Origin of the sequence: Neobacillus vireti, from assembly GCF_036962465.1 — a bacterium.
In the GTDB taxonomy this organism is placed as follows: domain Bacteria; phylum Bacillota; class Bacilli; order Bacillales; family Cytobacillaceae; genus Neobacillus; species Neobacillus vireti_B.
In genome coordinates this window covers 163,884-183,979 of the sequence record NZ_JBALNF010000031.1, presented here as the reverse complement: position 1 = coordinate 183,979, position 20,096 = coordinate 163,884, and the positions used below count along the sequence as shown (strand labels likewise).

General features: G+C 41.2%; 21 protein-coding genes. 1 reads left to right on the top strand and 20 read right to left on the bottom strand.

Annotated features, from left to right (window positions below; all coding sequences use genetic code 11):
- Position 1 precedes the first annotated feature (1 nt).
- The 5 genes from V7077_RS14640 to V7077_RS14620 form a co-directional block, all read right to left on the bottom strand.
- A complete protein-coding gene (locus V7077_RS14640; RefSeq protein WP_141561107.1) occupies positions 2-514 on the bottom strand; it encodes a NuoB/complex I 20 kDa subunit family protein in 513 nt (170 codons plus the stop codon).
- Positions 505-876 (bottom strand): NADH-quinone oxidoreductase subunit A, encoded by a 372-nt coding sequence (locus tag V7077_RS14635; RefSeq protein WP_215045491.1) that lies wholly within the window; start codon positions 874-876, stop codon positions 505-507. The genes V7077_RS14640 and V7077_RS14635 overlap by 10 nt, the downstream gene beginning before the upstream one ends.
- Before the next feature lie 1,627 nt (positions 877-2,503).
- On the bottom strand, positions 2,504-3,364 hold the full coding sequence (locus V7077_RS14630) for a YitT family protein (RefSeq protein ID WP_335502935.1): 861 nt from the start codon (positions 3,362-3,364) through the stop codon (positions 2,504-2,506).
- 41 nt (positions 3,365-3,405) lie between these two features.
- Complete coding sequence (locus V7077_RS14625) at positions 3,406-4,125, bottom strand: GntR family transcriptional regulator (protein ID WP_335502932.1); 720 nt, start codon at positions 4,123-4,125, stop codon at positions 3,406-3,408.
- A gap of 141 nt (positions 4,126-4,266) precedes the next feature.
- The gene (locus V7077_RS14620) at positions 4,267-5,103 is read right to left on the bottom strand and encodes a sugar phosphate isomerase/epimerase family protein (RefSeq protein ID WP_335502929.1); all 837 of its coding nucleotides are present in this window, start codon (positions 5,101-5,103) and stop codon (positions 4,267-4,269) included.
- Positions 5,104-5,329: 226 nt separating this feature from the next.
- On the opposite strand from V7077_RS14620, the gene V7077_RS14615 reads away from it, so the two are divergent.
- Positions 5,330-6,316 carry an SIS domain-containing protein gene (locus tag V7077_RS14615; protein ID WP_335502926.1) on the top strand — a complete coding sequence of 329 codons (987 nt, stop codon included), beginning with the start codon at positions 5,330-5,332 and terminating at the stop codon, positions 6,314-6,316.
- 344 nt (positions 6,317-6,660) lie between these two features.
- On the opposite strand, the gene V7077_RS14610 is transcribed toward V7077_RS14615, so the two are convergent.
- The 15 genes from V7077_RS14610 to V7077_RS14540 form a co-directional block, all read right to left on the bottom strand.
- Positions 6,661-7,494: a PfkB family carbohydrate kinase gene (locus V7077_RS14610; protein ID WP_335502923.1), complete on the bottom strand. Its 834-nt coding sequence runs from the start codon at positions 7,492-7,494 to the stop codon at positions 6,661-6,663.
- A gap of 56 nt (positions 7,495-7,550) precedes the next feature.
- Entirely contained in the window at positions 7,551-8,564 is a 1,014-nt protein-coding gene (locus V7077_RS14605) for an SIS domain-containing protein (protein WP_335502920.1), read from the bottom strand.
- Between the two features lie 145 nt (positions 8,565-8,709).
- Positions 8,710-9,624, bottom strand: coding sequence for a carbohydrate ABC transporter permease (locus V7077_RS14600; RefSeq protein WP_335502917.1), 915 nt, complete (start codon positions 9,622-9,624; stop codon positions 8,710-8,712).
- Positions 9,625-9,626: 2 nt separating this feature from the next.
- Positions 9,627-10,502 carry a carbohydrate ABC transporter permease gene (locus V7077_RS14595; protein ID WP_335502913.1) on the bottom strand — a complete coding sequence of 292 codons (876 nt, stop codon included), beginning with the start codon at positions 10,500-10,502 and terminating at the stop codon, positions 9,627-9,629.
- Positions 10,503-10,602: 100 nt separating this feature from the next.
- The gene (locus V7077_RS14590) at positions 10,603-11,886 is read right to left on the bottom strand and encodes an ABC transporter substrate-binding protein (RefSeq protein ID WP_335502911.1); all 1,284 of its coding nucleotides are present in this window, start codon (positions 11,884-11,886) and stop codon (positions 10,603-10,605) included.
- Between the two features lie 409 nt (positions 11,887-12,295).
- Positions 12,296-12,703: a F0F1 ATP synthase subunit epsilon gene (locus tag V7077_RS14585; protein ID WP_335502908.1), complete on the bottom strand. Its 408-nt coding sequence runs from the start codon at positions 12,701-12,703 to the stop codon at positions 12,296-12,298.
- 21 nt (positions 12,704-12,724) lie between these two features.
- Positions 12,725-14,146 carry a F0F1 ATP synthase subunit beta gene (gene atpD, locus V7077_RS14580; protein WP_335502905.1) on the bottom strand — a complete coding sequence of 474 codons (1,422 nt, stop codon included), beginning with the start codon at positions 14,144-14,146 and terminating at the stop codon, positions 12,725-12,727.
- 131 nt (positions 14,147-14,277) lie between these two features.
- Positions 14,278-15,135 carry an ATP synthase F1 subunit gamma gene (atpG, locus tag V7077_RS14575; protein WP_335502902.1) on the bottom strand — a complete coding sequence of 286 codons (858 nt, stop codon included), beginning with the start codon at positions 15,133-15,135 and terminating at the stop codon, positions 14,278-14,280.
- Positions 15,136-15,222: 87 nt separating this feature from the next.
- A complete protein-coding gene (gene atpA / locus V7077_RS14570) occupies positions 15,223-16,731 on the bottom strand; it encodes a F0F1 ATP synthase subunit alpha (RefSeq protein WP_160724184.1) in 1,509 nt (502 codons plus the stop codon).
- Positions 16,732-16,848: 117 nt separating this feature from the next.
- Positions 16,849-17,385, bottom strand: coding sequence for a F0F1 ATP synthase subunit delta (locus tag V7077_RS14565; RefSeq protein ID WP_215045477.1), 537 nt, complete (start codon positions 17,383-17,385; stop codon positions 16,849-16,851).
- On the bottom strand, positions 17,382-17,912 hold the full coding sequence (locus V7077_RS14560; RefSeq protein WP_215045476.1) for a F0F1 ATP synthase subunit B: 531 nt from the start codon (positions 17,910-17,912) through the stop codon (positions 17,382-17,384). Before V7077_RS14560 ends, V7077_RS14565 begins: the two co-directional genes overlap by 4 nt.
- Before the next feature lie 118 nt (positions 17,913-18,030).
- The gene (gene atpE / locus V7077_RS14555) at positions 18,031-18,255 is read right to left on the bottom strand and encodes a F0F1 ATP synthase subunit C (protein WP_215045475.1); all 225 of its coding nucleotides are present in this window, start codon (positions 18,253-18,255) and stop codon (positions 18,031-18,033) included.
- Positions 18,256-18,328: 73 nt separating this feature from the next.
- Entirely contained in the window at positions 18,329-19,042 is a 714-nt protein-coding gene (atpB, locus tag V7077_RS14550) for a F0F1 ATP synthase subunit A (RefSeq protein WP_215045474.1), read from the bottom strand.
- Positions 19,043-19,053: 11 nt separating this feature from the next.
- Positions 19,054-19,437 carry an ATP synthase subunit I gene (locus tag V7077_RS14545; RefSeq protein ID WP_215045473.1) on the bottom strand — a complete coding sequence of 128 codons (384 nt, stop codon included), beginning with the start codon at positions 19,435-19,437 and terminating at the stop codon, positions 19,054-19,056.
- The gene (locus V7077_RS14540; RefSeq protein WP_335502891.1) at positions 19,437-19,664 is read right to left on the bottom strand and encodes an AtpZ/AtpI family protein; all 228 of its coding nucleotides are present in this window, start codon (positions 19,662-19,664) and stop codon (positions 19,437-19,439) included. Before V7077_RS14540 ends, V7077_RS14545 begins: the two co-directional genes overlap by 1 nt.
- Positions 19,665-20,096: the final 432 nt, after the last annotated feature.

Sequence of the window (20,096 nt, the reverse complement as noted above, 5' to 3'; positions counted from 1 at the left end):
GTTAGATCACCTTCTTCCCAGTCTTCGCTTCGTAACGAATTTTATCCTTTAACTTATTGATTCCGTATATTAAAGCGGCAGGGTTTGGCGGGCATCCTGGGATATAGACATCCACCGGAACAATCTGATCGACTCCTTTAACCACGGAATACGATTTTACATACGGCCCGCCTGCAGTCGCACATGACCCCATCGCAATCACCCATTTTGGCTCTGGCATTTGGTCATATAAACGGCGTAAGATCGGTGCCATTTTTTTCGTCACCGTACCAGAAACAATCATACAATCCGATTGCCTTGGTGATGTACGGAAAATCGTCCCAAATCGGTCAAGGTCATAGTTCGCTCCCCCTGTACCCATCATCTCAATCGCACAACAAGCCAGACCAAATGTCATCGGCCACAAAGAATTACTCCGTGCCCATGCCTTAATTTGCTCCAGCGTGGCAAAAAATACATTTCGTTCTAATTCTCTTATTTCATCCGGTGTGAAGTCTTCTAGTCTTAAATCCATTGTAACACCTTCTTCTTCCAAGCATACACAAGGCCAAGTAAAAGCATCGCCACAAAAATCAACATCTCAACGAGTGCAAAAATCCCCAGCTTATCATAAGCCACCGCCCATGGATATAAAAACACAGTTTCTACATCAAAAATAACAAACATCAGGGCAAAAATATAATAGCGGACATTGAACTGCACACGAGAATCGTGAAATGGCTCAATACCGCTTTCATATGTGGTATTCTTCTCATCGCTCGGATTATTCGGACGTAGAAGTTTCCCAAAATATAACGCCACCACAGGCAGCAGCACACCAAGACATAGGAACACAAAAACTATCAGATAATTATTCTGATATACATTAAGTTCCATGTCTATCCCCTCCAATGTTGTAAATTTTCATATTAATTAAATATGTAACCGAATTCATTATAGCATTGTTACAAACCCGTGTCGACAAGCCAACTTTATAAAAAATTGGATTTCTATCGCCGCGACAATTTCCCATTTTTAGCCTNNAGGCTAAAAATGGGAAATTTCGCAAGCTGGAGCGACAGCGGAAGCGCAATGTGCGACAGCACATGGCGATAGAAATTCAATTTTCACCCTAAACTTGTCTTAAAGACACGGATCCCCTCCCCCTGAGCGTTTGCGTGATCTCGCAGAGAATCCTCCCTGAAAAACATCAGAGATGACGCAAGAGCGAACCAGCTAAAACTAATTCAAAGAGCCTCCTTAGGTGCACGTGATCTGGAGCGTAAGCGGAAGATGACGTGCATAAATTAGGGTTCGCAAGAACCCAAGCGTATGCAAACCCTCTTCCTTTATCCACTATTTAACAATAAATTTGTCGATATTGTCTGTGAGAATTGTCATCAAATATTCACTTTTCTTGCCAATTTCTATAAATCAAACAATAATCACTCTTTTTCAACAAAAAACCACACCAACTTGTTATATTACTAGAATATTAACCAATTACGGACAGCCCGACTGCATATCCATTTCCCCTATCATCATATGCAAAATTCGGCCCTTCATTCCATTTGACAAAAAACTGATACTTTATCACTACCTCATAAGTTTACCAGCAGTTCATCTATCATTCTTTAACTCCCCATTAGACCTTTATTCTTTCACATAAAAGCCAGTCGCAAGACTGGCCAAGCAAACATCTTCCTTTTTACCCTCTAATAGCAGTTCTCATGAAGACAAAGAAGAGAGATCCCGCCTAGTTTCCGACCTCGTGGCGGCTTCATAAAGACAAAACCGAAACTTTATCATCACCCAATCAAATTTACCAGCAGTTCATCTATCATTCATTAACTCCCTATTAGACCTTTATATTCTTTCACATAAAAGCCAGTCGCAAGACTGGCCCAACAAACTTCTTCCTTTATAAGCATTCCATGGGGACAATGAAGAGGGAACCCAACCATTTTCCGTCCTCATGTCGGCTTCATGAAGACAAAACCGAAACTTTATCATCACCCAATCAAATTTACCAGCAGATCATCTATCATTTGTTAACTCCCCATTAGACCTTAATATTCTTTCACATAAAAGCCAGTCGCAAGACTGGCCCAACAAACTTCTTCCTTTATAAGCATTCCATGGGGACAATGAAGAGGGAACCCAACCATTTTCCGTCCTCATGTCGGCTTCATGAAGACAAAACCGAAACTTTATCATCACCCAATCAAATTTACCAGCAGTTCATCTATCATTCATTAACTCCCTATTAGATCTTTATATCCTTTTAAATAAAAGCCAGTCGCAAGACTGGCCAAGCAAACATCTTCCTTTTTACCCTCTAATAGCAGTTCTCATGAAGACAAAATCAAGAGCTCCCACCAGCTTTCTGTCCACGTGACAACTCCATGAGAAAAAAATAGGTATTGAAATCATAGACTCTATCCTCTTCAAAACTCTGTTTCATGTCCTCTGCCCTTTTTCAAAAAATAAAGAGCGTCATCATAAAACGCTCCCACCAGACAACCTATATACCTTTCACCATCTTAGTCTTACCGACCTTATACCCCTTACCAATCATCTCCTGAACAAGATGAACAGTCACATAAGCATGCTCATCCACTGCATAAATCAAATTCTTCAACTGAACAATCTCCTGCCTATTAATCACGATATACAGTACATCCTTATTATCACCGGTATAACCGCCGCGTCCCTCTAAAACAGTAATTCCTCGTGATAACTTATTTGTAATCGCATCCAATATTAATTCAGATGAATTCGAAATAATCAGGACAGCCACCTTTTCTTCTAAGCCTTCCACAATAAAATCAATCGCCTTAGCGCCCAAATAAACAGCAATCACCGTATACATCGCTTTCCCGAGCCCAATGATAAACACCGAACCGGCCACTACAATCAGATCAATCGCTAAAATACCCTTACCCATACTCCAGCCAAGAAACTGATTAGCCAGCCTTGCTAAAATCGTCGTCCCGCCTGAGGTTCCCCCGGCACGAAAAATAATCCCTATGCCGCCTCCCACCAGCAGACCGGCAAAGATAGCTGCTAATAACGTATCATCTGTCAACCGTTTTCCCGTTGCCTCTGTAAGATACAGAAACAAAGAGCTTGAAAAGATGGAAAATAACGTATAAATAATAGCTCTTTTCTCCAAAAACTTCATTCCGACCAAAACAAGCACCGTATTGAGGACAAAATTCACAATCCCAGGCGACCAGTGAAACACATAGTGAAAAATAATCGTTAAGCCGATAATCCCGCCTTCTGACAACAGATTTGGAATCGTAAAATAGTTAATACCAATTGAAAAAATAAGCGAACCCAGCAAAATGTATAAACCATCTTGGATCGTTTTCCTCATCACACTCTACTTCCCCATATCAGATTCCGAATAGCATTTTTAACCTATTGCTGGAAGATGAATTTATAGCTATCCCCTAAAATATACTGTTTTCCGCGATGTACCGGTTCATCGTTCTCATCATAAACGGTTGTTTCCATATAAAATAGAGGCTCACCGCTTGAAGTATTGAGTAATTGCACTTCATCCTCGGATGCCCGGACAATCTCCAACGTCGTCTCCCAAGAACCACGAGGCTTAATATTGAGTTTTTCTTCGATTACTTTATAGACAGAACCCTCTAAATCCTCATTCAGTAAGATATGGAACTTTTTATAAGAGTAATAATTGTTTTCAATCATAATCGGAGAATCGCCCGCATAGCGGACCCGTTGAATAAATAACAGGGCGTCCCCCTCTTCAAGCTGCAGAAGCTCTTTATCCTTTGCCGAAGGCTGAACAATTTCCTTTTTAATCACTTTACTGCTCGCTGTCAGGCCATTCGCTTTACAAGCATCACTAAAGCTTAAAAAATGGACAATCTTGCGCTCAATCTTCCGTTTGTTAACGAACGTCCCTTTGCCCTGCCGCTTCACCAGGAATCCATCTTCAACAAGCTCAAGAATCGCCTTTCTTACGGTAATCCTGCTGATTTTATATTCTTCACTTAATTCAGCCTCCGTTGGGATTTTATCACCGTACTTTAAATCTCCATTCAAGATGGAGCTGAGGAGTGATTCCTTTAATTGAATATATAAAGGAATCTGGTCATCCTGCCTTAACATATCAATCACCTGCCTAATTTTCTGATTCGTAAACTATACAGGGAGGAAAGTCCCTCCTCCCTATGATCATTTAGTTCCATCTGCGATTTTTCTCTTGTTACTTACAAGTATATCTAAATCATTTCCAGCTATCAATTTGTTTCAATCGGCTAATACTCCTGAAAGTACGTTCAATGTCCGTTCCATCGCCTCATCCGGGTTTTGCACATATTGATAGGATGTATACTCTAAAGTAAGTGCTCCCTGATAACCATGTTGACTCAGCTGGTCCAGATATTTCTGCAGCGGTAACACGCCGTCTCCCCACACCAAGTGACCTTCCGGTTTTCCGTCAATAAAATGAATATGGACAATCTCGTCTTTCAGAAGACTGAAATAATCATTAAAATCTTCATTCGCTAATGCCATTGGAATCGTATCAATCATCCCTTTGAGGAAGGGACTATTTACTTCCTCTAGCATCAATTTTAGCGAATTCGCATCGTAAATGATATTGGATTCTACCCTTGTTAAAGGTTCAAGCGCGAGGGTTAACCCAAGTTCACCGGCAACTGTCGATAACCTTTCCAGCGAATCCCTCGTTCTTTTCCATGCTTCGTGACGATCTTCATTTTCATAGCCCCATCCTGGCGTAACCAATAGTAATGGTGCGTCTAATTCTTTTGCGGCCTCCGCTGATTTGATGAAATATTGGATACTTCTTTCCCGAATACGATCCTCTCTGGCCGCAAGATTGATTGGATACACACACTGTTCCGGTGTAAAACAAACCACTGATAAGTTTCTTCTATTAATCTCTCTTTTTATATTTTTTACATCCTGAAGTGTTAGTTCATCTACATAAAAGTGAGGGGATGCTCCCCATAATTCAATATTCTCGAATTCATATCGAACCATTGCATCTAAAAAGTATTCCAAAGGATAGTGCTTATAATGGAAGTTCATTCCCGTAATTTGATCCCTTGTGATCTTTGACATTTCCCCAACCCCTTCACTTCATTCAGTCTTTATTTTTCAAAAAACTATCAATTTATTAAGGTATACAAAGTTAATATAACATTATAATATGTTATAAGTCAATTAAGCATAGAATATATAATTTAATTTTCAAAAGAGATTGACAATTTATATCATATATAATACTATAACATCATATAATGTATTATTATATGTTAGACAAAACAGTCCTAAGGAGGAAAAATGAATGGTAAACTCACAAGTAGTTGTAGATCCACAGGTAAAAAATGTGTTAGATGCTTTGAAAGGGCGCACAATTAACCATGTATACTTTGTTGCATGCGGCGGTTCCTCTGCTATCATGTATCCAAACAAATATATCATGGACCGTGAAGCAAAAAACATTCCTTCTGATGTATACAGCTCCAATGAATTCATTCATCGCAACCCTAGAAAACTTGGCGAAAATTCACTTGTCATCTTATGCTCAATGTCAGGTACCACTCCAGAAACCGTAAAGGCTGCTGAATTTGCCCGTCAAAAAGGAGCATTAACAGTTGGTTTCACAAACGAACCAACCTCCCCGCTGGCACAAGAAAGTGAATTCGTTGTTAAATACGAATGGGGCGCTGAATCCGTTGCCTTCAATACCAACTTAGGCTTATTATATCAACTAACGATGGGTGTACTAAACGTCTTAGAAGGAAACGATAAGTTCGACAAAATGGTCAATAGCTTATCTAATACCCAGGCCGCTTTTGAGAAAGCTGGCAAACAATTTGAGGATCGTGCCCAACAATTTGGTCAAACCTATAAGGATGAAAAAGTAATCTATACGATGGCAAGCGGAGCCAACTATGGAATTGCCTATTCCTACACTACTTGCATCCTTTTAGAAATGCAGTGGATCCACTCTAACGCTATTCACGCAGGTGAATACTTCCATGGTCCATTTGAAATCATTGATGAAGAAGTGCCATTTATTATCCTACTTGGCTTAGATGAAACACGTCCACTCGATGAAAGAGCCTTAGATTTTTCAAAAAAATATGGTAAAAAACTCGTCGTGTTAGATGCAAAAGAGCTTGATTTAGAAGGCATTGACGAAGAGTTAAAAGGTTATATCGCGCCACTTGTCTTAAATTACGTTCTCCGCCGCTATGCAGAACAATTAGCCGATGCCCGCAATCACCCATTATCAAAAAGAAGATATATGTGGAAAGTAGAATACTAAGAAAAGTGGAAGCTCCCTAAGTTACAGCCTTAGGGAGTTTCTTTATAAGGTTCTGTTCATTTTTATTATTAAAATGAGCTATGATATTTGTCTTTCGGTCAACGAACCTCCACTCCCATTAACCGAGCAAGCTAGGATATTCCCTTTTGGGACAATGAAACCACCTTTCATTTACCGAACTAGCTCCCATTTTCCCTTTTGAGGCAATGAAACCACCTTTCATTTACCGAACTAGCTTCCATTTTCCCTTTTGGGCCAATGAACTTATTTACATAGTATTTTTTATAAGATAATCCAACTATGATAAGAAGAACCTGTTCGATATGAACAGGTTTCTTCATTTCCTATACAGTAATCCGTTTCGCACGCTTTTTCCCGTGGCCGAAGGCACCAAAGCGCTGGCATGTTTCAGCCGCTGCCGCCGCACCCTTTTCCATCGCCTCCGCGGCGTTCCCAGACAAGACATATTCTTTTAAAAAGATCGCTATAAACGTGTCACCTGCACCAAGTGTATCGACTACATCTGTCTCTATAATCCCTTGCTTATATAACTGCTTTGAATCGGAGAATAACGACCCTTCCGACCCTCTGGTTACAATAATATTCGGTGTCCCCAGCTGGTGAACACGCGTGATGAGTGCTTCACACTCCTCATTCGTTAAATCGCCGCCGGAAAAAATGGCATATTTTATATAGGGACAGACAAGCTCTAAATAGTCGTCATCATATCTAGTTGAAAAATCAAATGAGATGTCAATATTCTCCTGCAATACTGGCAGTTCTTTTTCCAAATGGCTGAATACGCTTGTATGCAACAGCGAGAACGTGCTGATAAACGCCAATTCCGATTCAGTAAAGTTCAATTTCAGCTCTTTTTGAACGCCGCCTTTATTCGAGCCGACAAACTTACGATCGCCTTGCTCATCTAACGTAACAACCGCTTCTCCTGACGGTCCGCATACTTTCCTTACCCGGGAAACATCAATTTGTTCCTGTACTAACGAGTTGACAATATGCTCGCCCTCTTCGTCATTTCCAACAATGCCAATATAGGAAACTTCCTCTACACCGTACCGCTTCCAAAAAACAGCCACATTGACGGCATTTCCGCCAGGGAACATTTCTTCCCGATCCTCATAATAATCAACTACATTATCTCCAACCGCTAATAATCTCATCAATTGTCCCTCCCATTAGTGAAGAAGGGAAAGATATCCTCTTTCCCTTACGCTTTTTAATATGCTACTGTCCGGTAATATCTGCGAATCTCTAACGAGTGATTCCGTTTATCCTCGAGGTGGACGCTAAGTCTCTGCAGTAGAGTCGACGTTACAATTGGTGATAAATACTTTCTGAATTCCGGACTAATATCCTCTAGTCCATAGTCTTTTGTATCAAGCACCGTCAATTTCTTCGTATACTGCTCAGCAAACTGCTCCACACGATTCATTAGTGGACGAGTTTCATCTTCCCCTTTTAATAGAATCATGCTTGTATCCTCTTCCACCAACTCCAAGGTGCCATGGAAGAACTCCGCCGCATGGATCGATTTCGTTTTAATCCATTGCATTTCTTCCAATACACACATCGCATAAGAGTAGGCGCGGCCCCATGTGGTTCCTGATCCAACTACCATATGGTAGGGCTCATCCTTATAAACAATCGCAAACGCTTCTGCTTTCGGTTCAAATTTTTCTTTTGCCTCAATTAACTTTTCCGGAAGTATTTCAAGCTGTGAGGCAAATCTTTCATAATCAGGGAAATCTCCATTTTTATGCATCAGTCTAAAAATAAGGTGAAAAAGCACCAATTGATTGGAATCGCTGGCAAAATCATTCTCTGCAAAGTTGACTAATGGGAAGTCTACTGTGTCAGCAAGCGGCTTATTGTACTCACCTGTTAGGCCAATCGTCGTCGCTCCTCTATCTTTACAGTATTTTGCCGCAGCAACCGTCTCTTCTGTTGTTCCTGATAGAGAAGATAGAATAACTAGTGACTCTTCACTTAACTGTTTATGATTTTGTAAAACCAATTCTGCGGCGATTTCCGCATAGGCTGGAATCGTCGATGTTGAGTTCACCATATATTCGAATGGATAAAAGGTTGCCACTGCCCCGCCGGATCCGATTAAGAATAGGTTTTTAAAGCCTTTTTCGTAGACTTTATCTACTACTCTTTCAATTTCTGCTCTCAGCCCGATGGCTCCGCCTGTCACCTTTAAATACTTTTCTCTGCTAAAATTCAACATTGCGTCCACTCCCTATTATAATTTTTTTAGCCGTTAAATTTGGCTGTTGATTTCCTCTCCAGGCGCCCGCAGGAGTCGCCGCCTTCCGATCCAATCAACAGAGTATAAATAACAATATCGGTTAACAGAACCTATTATAAAAAAATTATCCTTTCACACTTCCCTCGGCTAAGCCGCGGACAAAATATTTTTGCATCATGAGGAAGATGACAATCAGCGGAATCGCGGAAATGACCAAACCTGCCATCAATACACCCCAGTTTGTGCTCAAGGCCCCTTTAAACACTAAGAGTCCAGAGGTAATCGGTTTAACGTCTTCTGTTTGAATAAAGAGAATCGAAAATAAAAACTCATTCCACGCATAATAAGCAGTCAAAATGACACCCGTGAACAGAATCGGTCTGCTCATTGGCAGGAATATTTTTGTAAACACCTTAAAGCTGTTAGCCCCATCGAGGTAAGCAGATTCCTCTAACTCTTTCGGAATTGATAGAAAAAAAGAACGGATTAACAGCACGGTTAAAGGAATACGGTAGGCCGTAAACGTTAGAATCAATGCCCAGTACGTATCAAAGATTCCCAGTTTTTGAACCAGTTCATAGAGCGGAATTAAACTGCTTTGCGGAGAAAACATCAGACCAGCTGAAACAAACAAGAGCAGGAACTTGCCGCCTTTAATTTGAAAGCGGGTTAGACCATACGCACACAAGGAACTAACTAACACCGTCAACAAACAGGTTCCGCCCGTGATGATCAAACTGTTCATAAAGTAGCTGGAAACCCCTTGTTCCCAAGCCGTCGTATAATTCGAAAACAGCCATTCTTTTGGAAGTCCCCAGCTGTCGTTAAAAATGGCAGCCGTTGTTTTAAAGGAGTTGATAACCATCCAGAACAAGGGATAGGCAATTGCCGCAAAGTAAAGGAGTAAGAAGATAAAAATCAATCCAACCACGATTGAAAAGCCCGATTTGCGTTTAGTAGATTTCAAGTTAAGCGCAGCCAGCTTTTCCATTTTTGGCTCATGACTCATTGAATCTCCCTGTGATTCGACCAGTTTCATTTCTACTCCTCCCCTGTTTTTAAGAATTTATTCTGTACGAAATAAAAGATCAGTGTGATCCCAAGAATCACGTTTGCAATCGCTGAAGCAAATCCCGGTTCATTATCAATAAAGGCTTTTTGATAGAGATATGTACTAAAAACCTGTGATGAATTCCCCGGACCACCACTCGTTAATACATATACCTCACTAAAAACTAAGAACGAGCCAGTCACTGTATAGATTAATAGAACAAAGGTCATTTCTTTTACTTGTGGAACCGTAATACTGAAGAATGTACGAATCTTACCAGCCCCATCGATGGTAGCCGCTTCATATAATTCTCCTGGAACCTTTTGTACCGCTAGTACATACAACATGACTGCATATCCAATACTCTGCCATTGAGAGACAAAAATGACTGCAAAAATTGCTGTTTTGGGGTTGCCCAGCCAGCCCTCTGCAAAATTCCCCAGGCCGATTAGTCGTAAGAAGCTGTTTAGCAGCCCTACTTCCGGATTGTAAATAAAGCTAAACAAGATTCCGATGACCGTCATCGAGATGAGAACCGGTATAAAAAAGGTTGTCCGGAAGAAGGTAGAAAATCTCCTGAAAATCTTATCTTCCAGTACCGCTGCAATCACTAACCCAAGCCCAACCTGCAGAATCACAGAGATCACCGCGTATAACATATTGTTTTTTATCACTGTGTAAAAAACAGGATCTTTAAAGAGTCGTAGATAATTATCTAGGAAAACAAAGCTTCTATCTGATGTAAATGGGTTCCATTCATAAAAGCCATTTACGACATTTCGAACTAATGGGTAGTATACAAATAAAGCCAGCATCATTAAGGCAGGTGCCATGTAAAGAATTGGGACCATCCTTTTCTCGCGCATCTTAACCCCCCCCAAACAACAAAATCATTAAGTATTTTGCCGGTTAAAAGGGAGTTGTTGTCTCTCTTAACCGGCACCTTCAATCGATTTGTAGATTCTTTTACTTGTTATACACTTGTTTTGCAGCTTCTTGAACACTCTTCATAACATCTGCTGGCTTCATTCCGCCGCCAAGCATTGTCTGTACTCCATCACCGTATGGTTTGAAGATTCGGCTGTCTAACGCACTATCCGTCCAAATCAACATATTTTTCTGTTCCTTAATTAAATCCATTGCTTTGACTTCTTCTTTCGTTGCTGTATTTTCATTGACTGCGTCAGTGACCGTACTAGCTAGTCCGGTATCTTTAATTAACTTTTCGCCATTTGCTTTAGACGTCATAAACTTTAAGAACGCCATCGCTTCTTTTGGATGAGTAGATTTGCTGTGAATCATAAAGCCTTCAGGTGCGCCGATTAAACCGCCTTGATCTCCTTTTGCCCCATCTATCGTGGGTACCTTAAAGGTATCCCATTTAAAGGTTGCGTCTTTCATATACGTGATTTCCTGTGTTTCTAGGAACGTGATTGCTGCCTTCCCGCCTAGGAATAGGCTTCTAGCTTCATCGTGGGCGACTGCATTTGGATCGTCATTAAAATATGGTCTTAATTCATTTAATTTCTTTAATGCCTCTACATATCCAGGGTCGGTAAACTTGGCCCCCTGATAGCTAAGATCTTTGTCCAGCACTTCCTTTGGAACTAAACGCTGATTTAAGGCTGTTACATAGTGAGCGGCAGCCCAAGGTGATTTATTTCCCAGGATGATTGGCGTTGTTCCATTCTTTTTAATCGTTGCCAATACGTTCATGAACTCATCCCACGTAGTTGGGGCTTTCAATCCCAACTTATCAAATAAATCTTTGTTGTAGAAGAACAGCTTGCTGTCAGTAAAAAGCGGTACTCCATAGACTTTGTCATCCTTTTTAAAGAAGTCTACTTGTGAGCTGATTAACTGGCCAGACCAGTTAGTGTCATCTTGATAGTATTTTGTCAGATCTAACGCCACACCATCTCTAATAAACTTTTGTCCATATTCCCCAGCCCAGCTAAAGAATACATCAGGTGGATTCTGGCTTCCTAAAAGAACATTTGCTTTTTGCTTATAATCATCGTTTAATGCGGTTACTTCTTCGACTTTAATGTTAGGATTTTGTTTTTCAAACTCGGCAATAACACTTTTAAAATAGGACTTGTACGGCTCATTTGGCCAACGGTAAAAAAAGGTGATCGTAGTCTTTCCATCTTTTGATTTTGAAGTAGTGCTTTTTGAGGAACAACCAATCATTAATGACATAACCATTAAAATAATGACAGCTATACTAAACCAACGTTTCACATACATTCCCCCCAGTAAATTCACTCTCATGGCAAAAGTTTTTTTAAACCGCTTTCATAAAGAATTAAACCCCTATGTTTATTCTTTTTGTTCATCCTCCTTCGACCTATCCTGTCTGTGATTATTACCTGTTGTATTATAATATATTATTACATGTTATAACGTTTATCGTCAATATCGAAATAGCTAAAACTTTCAAACAATTTATTTCGGAATAATAAACTCTTTTTTTACTATTATTCGAGTATCGAATTTGGTATTGTACAATATTTCTTTATTAGTTTAAAATACCATAGGTTCAAGGTTTCGGACAGCAGAAAAGTTATTTATTTAATAACTTTTCCCCTTGACCATTTAGATGATAAAAAATAAAAACCCCACCTGGTACAAACACCAGAGGGGTTTTCCGATATATCTATAATCTTTTTTCCGATACGGCGAGGCGATTGATGGCACGCTGCAAGGCAAGCTCAGCACGTCTGAAATCAGTATGCTCAGCACGCTGCTCATGCAAACGCTGCTCAGCACGCTCCTTCGCTTTTAAAGCACGTTCAACGTCAATATCAGAGGCTAATTCAGCAGTCTGCGCCAAAATAGTTACCTGATCAGGACGAACCTCTAAGAATCCGCCGCTAACAGCGACAAATTCCGTCTTTCCACCCTTTTTCAAACGAACCGCACTAATTGCAAGCGGAGCAACCAACGGAATGTGACCAGGCAAAATCCCCAGCTCACCACTCTTAGCCTTGGCACTTACCATCTCTACTTCAGAATCATACACCGGGCCATCGGGAGTAACAACACTGACTTTTACCGTCTTCATTTTTTACCCTCCTGGCAAACTTTAAGCTTCTACACCCAAGCGTTTTCCGGCCTCAACCACTTCTTCAATACGTCCAACTAAACGGAACGCATCTTCAGGAAGATGATCATACTTACCTTCAAGGATTTCCTTGAAACCTTTAACCGTTTCTTTAACAGGAACATAGGAACCTGGCTGGCCAGTGAACTGCTCTGCCACGTGGAAGTTTTGTGATAAGAAGAATTGTACACGACGTGCACGGAGTACCACTAACTTATCATCATCAGAAAGTTCATCCATACCAAGGATTGCAATGATATCCTGTAATTCACGGTAACGTTGTAATGTTGATTGAACCTGGCGCGCTACATTATAGTGCTCTTCGCCAACAATTTCAGGTGACAATGCACGAGAAGTGGACGCAAGCGGATCCACCGCTGGGTAGATTCCCATCTCAGAAAGCTTACGCTCTAGGTTTGTTGTCGCATCCAAGTGTGCGAAAGTCGTTGCCGGCGCCGGGTCGGTATAGTCATCGGCTGGTACGTAAATCGCCTGGATTGATGTAACAGAACCTTTGTTAGTAGAAGTGATACGCTCTTGTAATTTACCCATTTCAGTTGCAAGAGTTGGCTGGTAACCTACGGCAGATGGCATACGGCCAAGTAGCGCGGAAACCTCAGAACCTGCTTGTGTGAAACGGAAGATGTTATCCATGAAGAAAAGAACGTCCTGTCCTTGCTCATCACGGAAATATTCAGCCATTGTTAAACCAGTCAAGGCTACACGCATACGTGCGCCTGGCGGCTCGTTCATTTGTCCGAATACCATTGCCGTTTGCTTGATAACGCCTGAATCCGTCATTTCATGATAAAGGTCATTACCTTCACGAGTACGCTCACCAACACCAGCAAATACGGAAATACCGCTGTGTTCTTGGGCGATGTTATTGATTAATTCCTGGATTAAAACGGTTTTACCTACACCGGCACCACCGAATAGACCAATTTTACCACCTTTGATATATGGTGCAAGAAGGTCTACTACCTTAATCCCAGTTTCGAGGATTTCAACCTCAGTCGAAAGATTTTCAAACGTTGGCGCTTCGCGGTGAATCGAATCACGGCGGGCACTTGCTGGAATATCTTCTTTAAGGTCAATGGCATCTCCCAATACGTTGAATACACGGCCAAGAGTTACATCGCCAACTGGTACTGAAATTGGTCTGCCAGTATCTTCAACTTCCGCATTACGAGTTAAACCGTCAGTAGAAGACATCGCAATTGTACGAACTGTATCATCACCTAAATGAAGGGCTACTTCAAGGGTTAAGTTGATCTCAACTTCTGATTCAGTACGCGCTGTGTTTACAATTTTCAATGCGTTATGGATTTCAGGGAGCTGACCGCTTTCGAACTTTACGTCAACAACCGGACCCATAATCTGAAGAACGCGTCCTTTGTTCATCATGTTCCCTCCTATCTTACTCTTTCAAAAAGAGTCCGGGAATGATTGACTCATTCCCACGACTTCTTATATCTGAGACCCCCAAAAGGGTTCTTTTTTCAAAAATTTAAGGCCGTACAGCCATAAATCTACTATTCAAGTGCTGCCGCACCGCCTACGATTTCAGTAATTTCTTGGGTAATCGATGCCTGGCGGGCACGGTTGTAGCTCAATGTATAGTTTTTAATTAATTCTTTCGCATTATCGGTAGCATTTCTCATTGCAGTCATCCGTGCGGCATGCTCACTTGCTTTACTGTCAAGCAGTGCGCCGTAGATTAAGCTTTCTGCGTATTGCGGCAGGAGAACTTCCAAAATTTCTTCGGCAGATGGCTCAAATTCATAGGAAGTGAGCTTTGAAGAAGTTGTTAAATCCGTTAATGGAAGCAATTTCTTCTCCGTAACCTCTTGAGAAATTGCACTTATATAATGGTTGTAAAACACATATAATTCATCAAAGGTTCCGTCTTCAAACATACCGACCGTTGAACTAGTCAGGTCTTTAATATCACTAAAGTTCGGCTGATCGGATACGCCGACGATTTCCTGCGCTACATTCATACCGCGCTTTACGAAAAAGTCACGGCCAACTCGGCCAATCGTAATAATCGCGAACTCATCATTGGATTGATGACGGCTTTGAATGGTTTGGGTCACTCGGCGAATGACGTTACTGTTGAATGCACCAGCAAGGCCACGGTCCGATGTGATGACAACGTAACCGGTCTTTTTAACAGGACGAGCTTTTAGCATCGGGTGATTCACACCTTTAGAGCCAATTGCAATCGACGCTGTTACTTCCTGGATCTTCTCCATGTAAGGTACAAATGCTTTCGCATTTACAACACCGCGGTTCCATTTAGCAGCCGAAGTCATCTCCATTGCTTTTGTGATTTGACTCGTCTTTTTTGTTGAAGTAATGCGCTGTTTTATATCACGTAATGAAGCCATAGGTTCTCACCACCCTTTTTCAAAGAATGTCTGGTTTAGGCCATGCGGCGGACCGCACGCCCTCACCCTTCAATATGTCAGACCCTATTATTCGGAAACTGCAAACGTCTTTTTGAAGTCGTTGATTGCAGAAGCCATATCCTCATCAGAAGGAAGATCCTTCGTTTTGGTAATATGGTCTAACAATTCTTTGCGGTTGTGGTCTAACCAGTTATGGAATTCAGATTCAAAGCGGCGTACATCCTGTAATGGAATATCATCAAGGAAACCGCGTGTTAATGCATAAAGGATTACAACTTGCTTTTCAACCGTAAGCGGCTTGTGAAGATCTTGCTTTAGAACTTCAACCGTACGAGCACCACGGTTCAGCTTCGCTTGTGTTGCTTTATCAAGGTCAGAACCGAACTGAGCAAATGCTTCTAATTCACGGTATGAAGCAAGGTCAAGACGCAGTGTACCTGCAACCTTCTTCATCGCTTTGATTTGCGCCGATCCACCTACACGTGATACAGAAAGACCTGCGTTGATCGCTGGGCGAACACCGGAGAAGAAAAGGTCAGATTGTAAGAAAATTTGTCCATCCGTGATGGAGATAACGTTTGTTGGAATATAAGCAGAAACGTCACCTGCTTGTGTTTCAATAAATGGCAATGCTGTGATCGAACCAGCACCAAGAGTATCGTTAATTTTACATGCACGTTCTAACAAACGGCTGTGTAAGTAGAATACATCCCCTGGATATGCTTCACGACCTGGAGGACGGCGTAGTAACAAGGAAAGCTCACGGTATGCAGCAGCTTGTTTTGAAAGGTCATCGTATACGATTAAAACGTGCTTGCCGTCATACATGAATTCTTCTGCCATTGCAACACCCGCGTATGGAGCTAGGTATAATAACGGTGCAGGTTGTGATGCAGAAGCCGTTACAACGATTGAGTATTCTAATGCACCATATTTACGAAGAGTTTCAACCGCGTTACGAACAGTTGATTCCTTTTGACCAATGGCAACATAGATACAGATCATGTTTTGACCTTTTTGGTTTAAGATGGTGTCGATTGCAACAGATGTTTTACCTGTTTGACGGTCACCAATGATTAATTCACGTTGACCGCGTCCGATTGGAACAAGCGCGTCAATCGCTTTAATACCTGTTTGAAGCGGCTCATGAACGGATTTACGGGCCATAACGCCAGGAGCTACTGCTTCAATTGGGCGAGTTTTTGTTGTATTGATTGGACCCATGCCATCAACTGGCTGTCCTAATGAGTTTACAACACGTCCGATTAGCGCTTCACCTACTGGAACCTCCATGATGCGGCCTGTGCGGCGAACCTCGTCTCCCTCACGAATATCCGTGAAAGGTCCAAGGATGATAATACCGACGTTATTTTCTTCAAGGTTTTGTGCCATACCCATAACGCCGTTTGCAAATTCAACAAGTTCTCCGGCCATAACATTGTCGAGGCCATGAACACGAGCGATACCGTCACCAATTGAGATAACTGTACCAACATCACTCACTTGAATTTCTGCCTGATAGTTTTCAATTTGTGATTTAATCAGGGCACTGATTTCTTCAGCTTTGATGCTCATGAGTTTCACCCCTATCTTCTGATACTTTGCGTATATTTTTTCCTGCATTAAACTTTTAAAATCGTCCAGCGCCCAGCGGCGAGTGTACTTCGCTTACCGGTTGCTTTACATTTCGTCTTAGCTTAACAATTTACGTTCTAAACGGTCTAGCTTTCCGCGCAAAGAGCCGTCATAAATTCGATTTCCAATCCGAAGGCGGATGCCGCCCAGCAGGTTAGAATCGACGATATTTTCAATTCTAAGTGATTTTTTGCCAATTTTCGCAGCAAATGTCGCAGATAATGCTTCGCGTTCAGCATCCGTCAACTCACGTGCGCTGTACACTTCCGCTTCTGCGATTCCCATTGCTTCATTTGCCAGTTCAAGGAACTGATCGGTTACTTCAACAATTTGGTCCTCGCGATGACGATCAATTAAGACCAATACCGTATTTAGGACAAACACATTCACTGATGCAAAAGCATTTTTCACAATCTCTTTTTTCTTATCGAGCGTAAGTTTTGAAGATTTAAGGACAGCTTTTAAATCAGGATTGTATTCCAAGACTTCCTTAACTACACGAAGGTCCTCTTCTATTTGACCTAGAACCTGCTGTTCATTAGCGATTTGAAAAAGAGCGGACGCGTAGCGTTTTGCTACCATTGTGTTGCTCATCGTCCTTCTCCTGCCTCTTTAATGTATTCGTTAATTAGTGCATCTTGGTCTGCATTTGTTAATTCTTTCTCAATTACTTTAGAAGCAATTAACACAGACAAGGAAGCAACCTGTTCGCGAATGGCAGCAACAGCTTTTTCCTTTTGCTGTTCAATTTCAAGCTTGGCAGCTTCTTTCAGGCGTTCTGCTTCAGCCCGGGCCGTCGTAATGATTTCTTCACGCTGCAAGTCGCCTTGCTTCTTCGCGCTCTCAATTAAGTTTTGTGCATCATTACGTGCTTCTTTAAGAAGGTTACGCTGCTCTTCGATAAGTTTTTTCGCTTCTAAACGGCTGTTTTCTGCCGCAGTAATTTCATTAGCAATATGCTCTTCACGTTGTTTCATAATGCCCATTAATGGACCCCACGCGAATTTTTTAAGCAATGCTAACAAAATGATAAATACGATTAGCTGGAAGAAGATATCTCCAGTATTAATGTGGCCGCCGCCTTCAGCCGCAGTGGCCAATACAAAACTGCTAGTTAACACCCTGGGTTCACTCCTTTCAAGAGTTGCTAAAACGTTTGGAAACAATCAATTCAATCAAACAAACATAAATGAATGGCGAAGGATTCGGTTATCTTCGCCACCAGGAAATTTTCGAGTTTTATTTGTTCAATACCATGAACGCAATAACTACCCCGATAATCGGCAAGGCTTCAACTAACGCAACCCCGATGAACATTGTAGTTTGAAGCATACCACGTAATTCAGGCTGACGAGCCACACCTTCTACTGTACGTCCTACGATAAGACCGTTACCAATACCTGCACCAATTGCTGATAAACCGATTGCGATCGCTGCTGCTAAAATACCAATTGAACCTGTCATTTCTTTTTTTCCTCCTTAAATGTATGAAAACATAATATTTTTTTATTTTTGTTCATGAGCATGAACGGTTATTTTAATGGTCATGACTCACTTTATGAGACATGTAAACCATTGTTAACATAGTAAAGATGTAAGCCTGGATCGAGCCGACAAACACAGAGAAACCTTGCCATACTAATGTCAACGGCACTGCGGCGATGGTACCGGCAATTCCTTGGTGGGCCAGTCCTGCTGCTAAAAGTGATAACAGCAATTCACCTGCGAAGATGTTACCGTAAAGACGCAGACCAAGTGTTAATGTGTTGGCAAATTCTTCAATAATCTTTAATGGAAATAAGAATCCCATCGGGCTGAAGAAACCTTGAGCATATCCTTTGAACCCTTTTAACTTTACGCCATAATAATGGGTCAGACCCAAAATCATAACAGCAAGAGTTAACGTGATGATTGGGTCAGCTGTTGGTGATTTCCACCAAAGTGTTCCATCAATCACAATCGAAAATGGCAAACCTAACATATTGGATACAAAGATATACATAATGAGTGTGATTCCAAGGATGTGAAATCTCCCTCCATCCTTCCAATCCATCGTGCTGTTGATGATGCCTTTCACGAAGTCCATCACCCATTCAAAGAAGTTCTGCATCCCTGTTGGTTTCATTGCCAGCTTGCGTGTCGAAAGCACGGCGATTAAAAAAACAATGACACTTGCTACAGTGATCATTAAGACGTTAGCGCCATTAAACCATAAACCTAAGAATTCAAACTCAGGAGTTTTATGTTCCATATGTACTCACCTCACTTCCCCTTTTTGTGTACATGTATTGCATTGTAAAAATAATCTATCATAATGACAATATAGGATGTCATTAGTCCTATCACAAAGCTAAAAATATTAAAATATTCCGGGTACTTCAAGGCGATTGCAGCTCCAATACCCGCTGTCGCCATCCTTGATAAGGATCCTAGAGACCGGGGTTTTTTCCCCTCTGATACTTGTTTATCAAACTTTTCAGTCTTCCTTACCAAGAGTAAAAGGTTAAGAAAACCGAAGCATGTCCCTAAAACCAATCCTAAAAAGATCGTATGGTGCGTAGTGAAGCCCCAGCCAAGAACATAAATGGCCAGCAAGTAGAATATCCATTTCTTTTGCCTGTTGTACATAACTCTGAAATCTGGCATTATGATTTATCTCCTGAATAGAAATGGCGGATTGAAAGAAGCATAGAATAGGTCCCCGCTGCCAGTCCCAAAAGCAGTCCGATTATTAAGAAAATTGGTTCTGTACCCCAATGCCGGTCAAGCCATCTGCCTGCAAAAATACCGATGAGAATGGAGCCGACTAACTGGGAGACAATCGCAGACATTAACGCCATTGCTTGGAATGGGTTGCGGTTATTTTGACGCATATAGTCACATCCTCACTCTTTGAGAATGTCAATCGGGCAGGTGACAAATTCATTCCATAAAAACTATCTTTATATAGATAATTCGACATGAAAACCCTATCATTGATACCCTTTGTTAGCATACAATAGCCACTTGTCAATGTCAATGAATTTACGTGAATTATACCACAATCTACTATTAATAATTTCTGAATGTTTGACACCTTTGTTAACACTTTTATTGTATTGTAAATTTTGAATTTTTTGGGGCGAATTTGTGTCTATTTTGTGAACTTTTAATCAAATTTTAATCTAATTCTAATAAAATATTATTTTTTTGTCTAGAGTTTGCTGAAAAACATCCTCTTTTTTGGTCAAAACAGACATGTTAGAAAGAAGTGTACTCAAAAGTTCTCTTAAAAGTAAGTTGTGTATAAATTGGCTGTTGATTTC